Source organism: candidate division KSB1 bacterium, assembly GCA_034506395.1.
In the GTDB taxonomy this organism is placed as follows: domain Bacteria; phylum Zhuqueibacterota; class Zhuqueibacteria; order Thermofontimicrobiales; family Thermofontimicrobiaceae; genus Thermofontimicrobium.
In genome coordinates, this window is the sequence record JAPDPQ010000015.1 from 10,732 (window position 1) to 20,753 (window position 10,022).

Below are 10,022 nucleotides of genomic sequence, written 5' to 3' on the forward strand. Positions count from 1 at the left end.
TATTTTTTCAATAGAATCGGAAATATTCAATCCTGAAATCAGAGTAGCATCTGCGAAATAAGAATTTGCCTTTTCCGCATTGAATCGCGCCAAGAAGGATTGACGCATTTTCCTGCATTTTTTATCAAAGCGGCCTCATAGCCAAAATCGTTTGACAGCATCTTTTATCGCGTTTCGGTTCTTTTTAGCCGCTCTCGTTGTGCTTCGAGCGCATGTCTTTGCCGCGAGGCACGCTGTTGCTGTTGTTGAAAGATTTGTTTTTGGTTTTCATCCTGCTGCAAAAATTGGCCCAGGCTATAAATGGTGGGATGCTTAAATAATTCAACGATGGAAATCTCTCGTTTCAATGCCTCACATAGCAGGGTGTGAACCTTGGCCATTGCTAACGAGTGGCCGCCGATATCAAAGAAATTGTCATGAATACCAATTCGATCCAGCTTTAATACCTCTTGCCAAATTTTAGCGATCAGTGTCTCAATTTCCGTTCGAGGCTTTACCATTGCTGGCGCATTTTCCGAGCGAATTTCGACCGGTTCAGGGAGAGCTTTGCGATCGATTTTGCCGCTCTGGGTCAATGGCCAGGTTTTCAAAGCCACGAAGTGGGACGGCACCATGAAATCTGGCAATTGTTCTCTCAAAAAATTCCGTAGTTCCTCTGCAACGGGAGCAGGCTGATGATCATGCAAGAAATATGCGATGAGCCGGGGTTCTCCGGAACGATCTTTTTTTGCCACGACGACAGCGCTTTCAATGGCTGGATGTTTCATCAATCGGGATTCGATCTCTTCTAATTCGATTCGGAAGCCACGGATCTTCACTTGAAAATCGACTCGACCCAGAAACTCAAGATTGCCATCGCTCCGAAAGCGGGCAAGATCGCCTGTCTTATACAGCCGCGCGCCTGGCTCGGAGGAAAATGGATCTGGGATGAATTTTTCGGCAGTCAAATCTGGCCGAAGATGATACCCGCGCGCCAGACAAACACCGCCCAAATGCAATTCGCCGCTCACACCCATGGGGACTGGGTTCAAATATTGATCCAGCACATAAACCTTGATATTGTCCAATGGCCTCCCAATCGGGATCGTCGTCGTGTTCTCAGGCAATTGTTCAACCTGATAAATAGTTGGTCCGACTGTCGCCTCGGTGGGGCCATAACCATTGAAGAATTTTCGGCCCACCATCCATCGCGTAACGATCTCGGGCGGAAGATTTTCGCCGGCTGAAATTAGAACTTTCAAACCAGGCACGCTCTCGGGTGGCAAAATTGCCAACAGCGAGGGCGGTAGAATGGCAACATTGATCTGCTGATCGTTGATCAATTGGATCAGGCTCGGAGTGGCTAAGATCGTCTCGCGTTTGGCCAAAACTAGTGATCCCCCGGCCATGAACGCAGTAAAAATCTCTGATACTGAAGCATCGAAGCTGCAAGAGGCAAATTGCAACCAGCGACTGGTGGCATCGACTCCCAGTGCTCTGACATGGGCTGTCGCAAAATTGCAGAGACTGCGATGTTGCACCAATGTCCCTTTCGGCTTCCCAGTTGAGCCAGAGGTATAAATCATATAGGCTAAATTCTCGGGAATTGCACCACTGATCGGATCTTCTCCACTCTTCTCGGCAATTTCAGACCAATCCGAATCAATATGGATCACCTGCACACCTTCCGGGGCAATATTTAGATCCAGACTCTTCTGGATGATTAAACATTTTGCCCCAGAATCTTCTATCATGAGCCGCAAGCGGTCCAACGGATAAATTGGATCCAACGGCAGGTATGCCCCACCCGCTTTTAGCACGCCCAGCATTGCGACCAGCAAATCAATTGAGCGGTCCACACAAATAGCGACAATAGTCTCTGGTTTCACTCCAAGGCTTTGCAGATGATGCGCCAGATGATTGGCCCGGGCATTCAGCTCGCCATAAGTTAATTTCTCTTTGTCAAACACAACGGCTAAGGCCTCAGGATTTTCAGCGACCTTGGCTTCGAATAGCTCGTGGATGCAATAGTTAGCAGGAAATTCCCGATCGGTTTCATTAAATTTTTCCAGGATCATTGTTAATTCCGACTGTTCGGGTAAGGCTACATCAGTGATGCGAGCCTCCGGCCGCGATGTCATCCGCTCTAATACAACGATCAAATTGTTCAGCATCCGAGAGACCGTTTGTTCCTGGAACAAATCAATATTGTAGGTGAATGAAACCGCCATCCCCTTTGGCGATTCGGTTGCCATGAGCGTCAGATCGAACGGTGCCACGTTCTGCTCCAACGTCACCGATTCCAACGGCAGGCCTCCCAGATTCATCTGTTCACCCGCTTCGCCCAGCGCGAAGGACGATAGGTCTTGAATCTCGCTCAGATGCGCTTTCTCAAGCACCAGCATCGTCTGAAAAACTGGGGTGCGGCTCGGATCTCGATGGGGATGGATCTTTTCCACGATGAGCGGGAATGGATAATCCTGATGCAACAAGCCCTCTACCACAGTGGTTTTCACCTGATTGAGCAAGTCAACCACGGTTTGCTGGTCGTGAACAGCCGAGCGAAACGCTACTGGATTAACAAAATAGCCGATCACATTGGCAAATTCCGATTTGGTTCGGCCAGTGGTTGGAGATCCGACGATAATATCCTCCTGATTCGTGTAACGATGGAGCAAGATGTCATAAGCCGTCAACAGGATCATGAAAGTGGTCGCGCCATAGTGCTCGCCCAGTCTTTTTAATTTTTGAACCAATTCAGGATCCAATCGGGCTGATACCGACTTTCCCTTGAAAGTTTGAACTGCTGGTCGCGGATAATCCAGCGGGAGATCAAGATTCGGCAAATCACCGGCCAGCTTCTGTTGCCAATATGCCAAATCTTTCTCAGCTTGAGCCTCGGACAGATACTTCGCTTCTTCCGCAACGAAATCTTTGAACTGATGTTTCAGCGGCGCTAATTCGATTTCACCATCTACTCGAGAATAGATTTGACTCAGTTCATAAAGCAGAATCGTCTGTGACCACAGATCGGTAATGATATGATGGCTCACGAACAACATGAAGTGATCTTGAGGCGATCGAGAGAACACCCAGACTTTCATGAGCGGCCCGTGTTCAAAATCGAACGGCTGCTTCGCCTCGCTTTCCATGCGATGCTGAATAGCTTCTTCATCCAATAGCGAAACATCTTCAATTTTGAAGAAAACTTCCATTCTGGGATGGATCTGTTGAATCGGCTCCCCATCTCGAACTGCAAAGGTCGCACGTAAAACTTCGTGACGATCGACCAGGTGCTGGAAGGCATCTCTCATTCGGGATAGATCAATCTCTGACCGAATACGCACGGCGTAAACCATGTTATAGATGCTTTCTGGATTGACCTGATACTGAAACCAGAGCGCCTTCTGTCCCTGTGATAGCGGATGTTCTCTGATCTGATCGACCGGTTGATCGTTTTCTGGTTTGTCAACGGTCGGCTGGACATCAGCGAGTTGCGATACCACATGCTGCGCCAAATCTAGTGTGGATGGTCCCTGTAGCAGCATTGCCACTGGCAACACAATTCCCAAGTTCGACTCGAGGCTGTTTTTCAATTCGATCGCCATTAAAGAATCCATGCCCATCATATTGAGCGGTTTGTGCAAATCCAGCTTTGAGGATGGAACGCCTAAAACTCGGGATAATTGCTTTTGGAGATATTCCACAAGAACATCTTGACGTTTCTCAGGTTCGATAGCCACCAGTTCGTCCCGAGTTAAAACCGCCTGGCCTTTGGTCGGTTCGGCCTTTCTCCTCTGCTTGATCTTTTCTGCCGCAAAATTGGAAACGAACGGCGGTATTTCCTGGTCAGGATAAAGTTGTAGCACTTGTCTCCAATTGATCGGCGCAACGATGACCTGTGGGAGCTGGAGCTGAAGCAATCTTTCAAAGATGGCGATACCTTTTTCTGGGGCGATTGTCTGGAAGCCTTTGGTTGCCAATCTGCCGCCGCGATCGGCACGGGCAGCTAGACCGATCTGTGACCAAGCAGCCCAATTGATGGCCATGGCGGGCAATCCCATCTCATTACGATAATGTGCCAGTGAATCCATAAAAATATTGGCCGCCACATAATTTCCCTGGCCTGGCGAACCAAAAATAGCTGCGGCTGAGGAAAACAGGATAAAAAAGTCCAACGGCAAATCCAGGGTCAATGTATGAAGGTTCCACGCCCCTTGCACCTTGGGCCTCATCACTCGATCGAACTGCTCCTGAGTTAATTGGAGCAACACCCCATCATCGAGCAAACCCGCTGCATGAACGACTCCTTTGAGCGGAGGCAGCGAAGTCTTGATATTGGAAAAAACCGTTGCCATTTGATTAGCATCTGCCACATCGGCTGAGACAACAGTTATTTCAGCGCCCATTCTCTTCAGCTCATCGATCTGAGCCTGTTTGGCGGCAATCGAAACAACGGGCGGTTCCAGCAATACGATATGCTTTGCCCCATTTCGGATCAACCACTTCGCAACTAATGTCCCAAGGGCCCCTAATCCTCCAGTGATCAAATAGCTTGCCTCAGATTGGATCGGCAATGTCTTTGTCTCGATGATTTGTTCTTGAGCTGGGGTAGCTTGTTTCGAAATTACAATCTTGCCGATATTCTTCCGCTGCGCCATAAACCGAAACGCATTGATCGCGTCTTCTAAAGCGAAAACGACATAGGGAATCGGCCTGAGTCGCCCTGACTCGAAATGAGTGAGCAACTCCTGAAATAGGTCTTGAATCAGACCTGGTTTGTCCTTTGCTATGCGGAGCAAATCGACCGCAAAATAGGACAGATTCTTTCGGAATGGATAGAGATCCATCAAACCATGAGAGTAAATATCTGTCTTGCCGATCTCAACAAAACGGCCATAATCTGCCAGTACAGATAGGCTTCTGGAGATGGATTCGCCAGACAATGAGTTGAGTACGACATCCACGCCCTTCCCGTCGGTATAATTCAAAATTTGATCGGCAAAATCCAGGGTCCGAGAATCCATCACATACTTAATTCCCTGGGATCGTAAATAAGCTCGTTTCTCTTCACTTCCGGCAGTGGCAAAAATCTCGGCGCCGATCATCTGGGCGATTTGAATGGCTGACAACCCAACGCCACCAGCTCCAGCGTGGATCAGGATCTTTTCACCGGGGCGCAACCGCGCTTGATGAACGATCCCATAATAGGCGGTCAAGAAAGTAACTGGAATTGACGCTGCCTCTTCAAAAGAGATGGTGGTGGGTTTTCGAACCAATAGGTCGGCCAATGTAATGGCATAATTGCCAAAGCAGGCGGGCGCCAATCCCATGACCTCATCTCCCACTCTGAATTGAGTCACCTCAGGTGAAACTCTGGAAATGACGCCTGAACATTCTGCTCCCAAAGGTATCGCCTCGCCCGGCAGCAATCCCAGCGCATTCATCACATCCATAAAATTCAGACCAGTAGCATAAACCTCAATCTCAACCTGGTTCCCAACGAGTTCTGGCCGAATAATTGGGGTCAATTGCAGTCCATCTAGCGTGCCTGGCACATCGACCTCTAAACGAAAGGCTGCAGCATCGGGTTTTGTCAATTTTTTGGAAGTGCCAATGTTATCCGATTCGAATCGAGATAATTTGTCAGGTGAAAGACGCGATATTCTGGCAACAAATCGATTTTGATTTCTGAAAGCTATCTGGTCTTCTCGATCGAGATAGAGAAATTCGGGCATGAGGATGCTCAAAGATTGCTCCAAAGATCCAGATTCGAGGTCGAGCAGCTTGCATTTTAGCTCGGGATGTTCCTGGGCGATCACCCGGCCCAATCCCCAGATAGTCGATTGCGAAATCGAAATCGGTTTTCCATCTAAATCGTGCGACTGGGCATTCTGCGTCACCAGATACAGTCCTGGTAACTCCTGCCAGCGAATTTTATTGATGCTCCGAATTAGCGCGGAAATGCTGCCGGTAATCAACGATTGATCGGCCGAGAGCGAATCTAACGTAAGGTCAGTTGAACGGGTGCAATCGAGTCCCCAGAGGTAAATTATTCCCGCGCACTTGGCTGTTTCGGCGAAAGCCTCGGAGAATAATCGCTCAAAATGATCTGGATTGGAAGGATGAATCTGATAGGTCCGATTGTCACTGAATTGAAAATCTATTCCAGCTTCGACGATAATGCAGTTCTTCCCTTTCGTTTGCAGCTCTGAAGCAATGCGACGGCCAAAGTTTCCGTTATCATTAAAAATTAGCCAGTCACCTTGTCGACGATTGACCTGATGGTATTCAATCGTTTTTTTCTCCCAAACGATCTCATAGAGCCATTTAGTCAAATCTTCCGACTTCTGCTTGCCCAATCGCTGTAATTTCAGGCCCTCAATTTGAAGCACAATCTCTCCAGCCGCATCAAACAAAATCACATCGCTCTTTAAAGACACCGGATTGGGTTCTTCAATCGGATAAATTCTGGTATAACTCCATTGCGGTTGTCGCTGCAATTCAAGATTGGTGATTTTTTCAAAACGGATTGGCAAATACACATCCGCCTGATCACCGTCCATCTCGAAAGGTAAGGCGTTGGAAAGAACCTGTAAGCCGGCATCCAGCAGCGCTGGATGAATCATATAATCGTTCAATTCTGCTTCGATTGCGGCAGGTGGTTGCAATTTTCCCAATGCTTCCTTGTCTCCCTTCCAGAGGTCTACCACGCCTTGGAAACTCTCGCCATAATTGAGGTGATGCTCGAACAGTTGCTGGTAATGGGTTGCGACGTTAACGGCTTGGTTGCATCGTTTCTGGATATCATTGAGCGATGCGGAAGCTTTCGAACTAGCCTCAGTTTGTCGTATCGTCCCTTCAGCATGAAGCAGCCACAAGGATTTTTGGGCAGAAAAGCTATCGGCCAGGCTAAAGACCTGAAATGTCGCAACCCCATTGGTGATCGGCGACAGCACAAATTGAATCACCTGATTATGATTTTCTTTCAAAAATAGCGCCCGCTGCAATGCGACATTTTCAATAATAAACGGCTTGTCTTGAAACACAGATTTCGAAGCAGCAAATGCCATTTCCAGATAAGCCGTAGCTGGCAGCACGATGGAATCCTGAACTTTATGATCAACCAGAAATGATAGGAAACGGGTGTTGATCGCATTCTCCCAGACATACTTACCAGCCAGCACCGGTGATAAGCGTCGGGATCCTAACAATGGATGAAAATCAGCGCCATCGGTTTCAAACTGAATCAAGGAACTCTGAGGCTTTGCTTTTTTATTTTCCTTGCCATCATCGAACCAGTAGGGTTCCCGCTGCCAGGGGAAAGTAGGCAACGAAACCACATTTCCGGCATTAGGGTAAAATCGCTCCCAGCGAATTGGGAATCCTATGGTAAACAGTTTTCCGGCCGCCGCGAGCATCGTTGTCATCTCTTCTTCTTCACGCTTCAGAGAATGCAACACTGTCCCCTTTTTGCCGAGATGGGCCAATTCGCTTTGAATGGAGTTGATGAGGGTTGGATGGGGATTCAATTCGAGGAACACGCTAAAATCATCATGAACCAATTGATCAATGGCGGTTGCAAATCGAACTGGTTCTCGCAGATTGCGGCCCCAATACGTGGCATCCAGGTCAGCTCCATTCAAAATTCTACCAGCAACGGTCGAATAAAATGGGATATGTCCCGATTGGGGGCGAATATCTTTCAGGATCTCCATCAGTTCATATTTTAAATGTTCGACCTGGGGATTATGGGAGGCGACATCTACTCGCAGCAAGCGGCAGAATACCTGCTTCTGTTCCAGCGTTGCAACGACTTGCTCCACGGCTTGTGGCTCTCCAGACAACACGATAGATTTTGGACCAGCGATGACTGCGATAGAAATTTTATCTTCCAGACCTTTGATCGCTTGTTCAGCCTCTGGAAGAGAAAGCTCTACCACTGCCATCTTCCCCTGGCCGGCAACAGTCTTTAATAATCGGCTTCGGTGAAAAATGACTTTGATGGCGTCTTCGAGGTTCAAAACACCAGCCACATGAGCCGCTGCAACTTCGCCCATGCTATGACCCACTACTGCATCCGGTTCAATGCCCCAAGATCGCCAGAGATTTGCCAACCCAACTTGCAGTGCAAACAAAGCTGGCTGGATAATATCTATTCGGTCTAACTGAGATTCTGATTCATTGGCAGTAAATTGATGGAGCAACGACCAGTCTGCATACTGACGGATAATTTTATCGCATGCCTCGATAGTCTCTCGAAACACGGTCTGCGATTGGATCAGTTCATGTCCCATTGCCCACCACTGGGCACCTTGTCCTGGAAAAACGAATACCACCTTCGCCCGACTATTGAGGACCGCGGTACCCTTTGCAATTGTCGGCAAAGATTCGTCCCGCAGCGCTGCATCTAAATGTTCCAAAAGCTCGTGTTGCGAATGAATGACAAAAGCCACGCGATTGCTATAATGGGTTCGACGCAAAGAAGCTGTATAGCAAATATCACTGAGCGAAATATCTTTGCCATATCCGGCAAGATAGTTCAGATATTCTTTCATCAGGTCCTTTAACGCCTCATCGCTGTGTGCTGAAAGAGGTAATAGACGAGCGACAGTCGTCATATTATCGGCTCTGCCCTTTTTATCGGCCATTGGAGGCTGAGTAATTACTACATGGCAATTGGTCCCACCAAAGCCAAGCGAAGTGATTCCAGCGATCAACGGTTCATCCTTCACGGGCCAATCGCCTAATTCTCGTTGCACAACCACTGGCAATTCATCAAATGGTATAAACGGGTTGGGCTTTTTATAATGGAGACTTGGGGGCAATTTTCGATGATAAACAGACAGAGCGACTTTTATTAGGGCTGCGACCCCGGCCGCAGCCTCCAAATGCCCAATGTTAGATTTCACTGATCCGATTGCACATTTTCGATCTTTCGGTCGTCCCTGAGAAATCACCGCTCCCAAAGCGCGGACTTCGATAGGATCGCCTAATTTCGTCCCAGTCCCGTGGGCTTCCACATATTGCACCAATCCGGGTGAAATACCAGCGTTTTTGTATGCCTCCTGAATCACAACTTCCTGCGCCTGTCGATTGGGAGCCATCAGGCCGTTACTGCGACCATCGCTGTTGACAGCACTGCCACGAATTACGGCATAGATACGATCGCCATCAGCAATCGCTTTGGATAACGGTTTTAAAACGACCACACCAGCCCCCTCTCCACGGACATAACCGTCTGCATCGGCATCAAATGTTTTGCACCGGCCCGTGGGTGACATTACGGTCGCCTGACAGAAATTGATGGTCACTTCGGGCGAGAGCATCAGATTCACGCCGCCCGCAATGGCCATGTCACACTCCCCCTTTCGCAGACTATTGCATGCCAGGTGGACAGCTACCAACGAAGAAGAACAAGCGGTATCGATCGCTACACTCGGGCCTTTCAAATCGAACAAATAGGATAGCCGATTAGCGGCAATGCTAAACGCATTCCCTGTGCCAACGTAAGGGGTTATATCTTCAAAATTGCCCAATTGTAATCGAGAGTAATCGTAGCTGCTGATCCCGATAAACACACCTGTTTTGCTTCCAGCAAGTTGCTGCGCGGTTTTCCCAGCGTCCTCTAAGGCTTCCCATGCAACTTCTGATAGAATTCGCTGCTGGGGATCCATATCAGCAGCTTCCTTAGCGGAAATGCCAAAAAATAGAGCATCAAATTTATCGACATCTTCAATGAATCCCCCCCATTTGGTGTACATTTTCCCTGGTGTCATGGGCTTAGGATCGAAAAACTTCTCCAAATCCCATCTCTCTTTTGGCACTTCAGTGATGGCGTCCACTCCATTAATGAGCAATTCCCAGAACTGATGGGGATTCTTTGCACCAGGAAAACGACATCCCAGACCAATGATTGCAATGGGTTCAGATTGCTTTTGCTCCATTGTCTTCAATTTGGTCTGCATCTCTTCTAAGGCCAAAAATGCCCGTTTTAAGGGTGAGAGTTCTTTTGTTTTTGGATCGAATTGATGCATCGTGCA

1 protein-coding gene is annotated in these 10,022 nt (G+C 48.2%); it reads right to left on the bottom strand.

Annotated elements, in window-relative coordinates; translation table 11 throughout:
* Positions 1-164 precede the first annotated feature (164 nt).
* A complete protein-coding gene (locus ONB37_11215) occupies positions 165-10,016 on the bottom strand; it encodes an amino acid adenylation domain-containing protein (GenBank protein MDZ7400724.1) in 9,852 nt (3,283 codons plus the stop codon).
* Between the last annotated feature and the right edge of the window lie 6 nt (positions 10,017-10,022).

What these genes read in the sequence shown, in the direction of transcription:
- ONB37_11215 (MDZ7400724.1), bottom strand. Translation starts at nt 10,016, where the DNA reads ATGCATCAATTCGATCCAAAAACAAAAGAACTCTCACCCTTAAAACGG.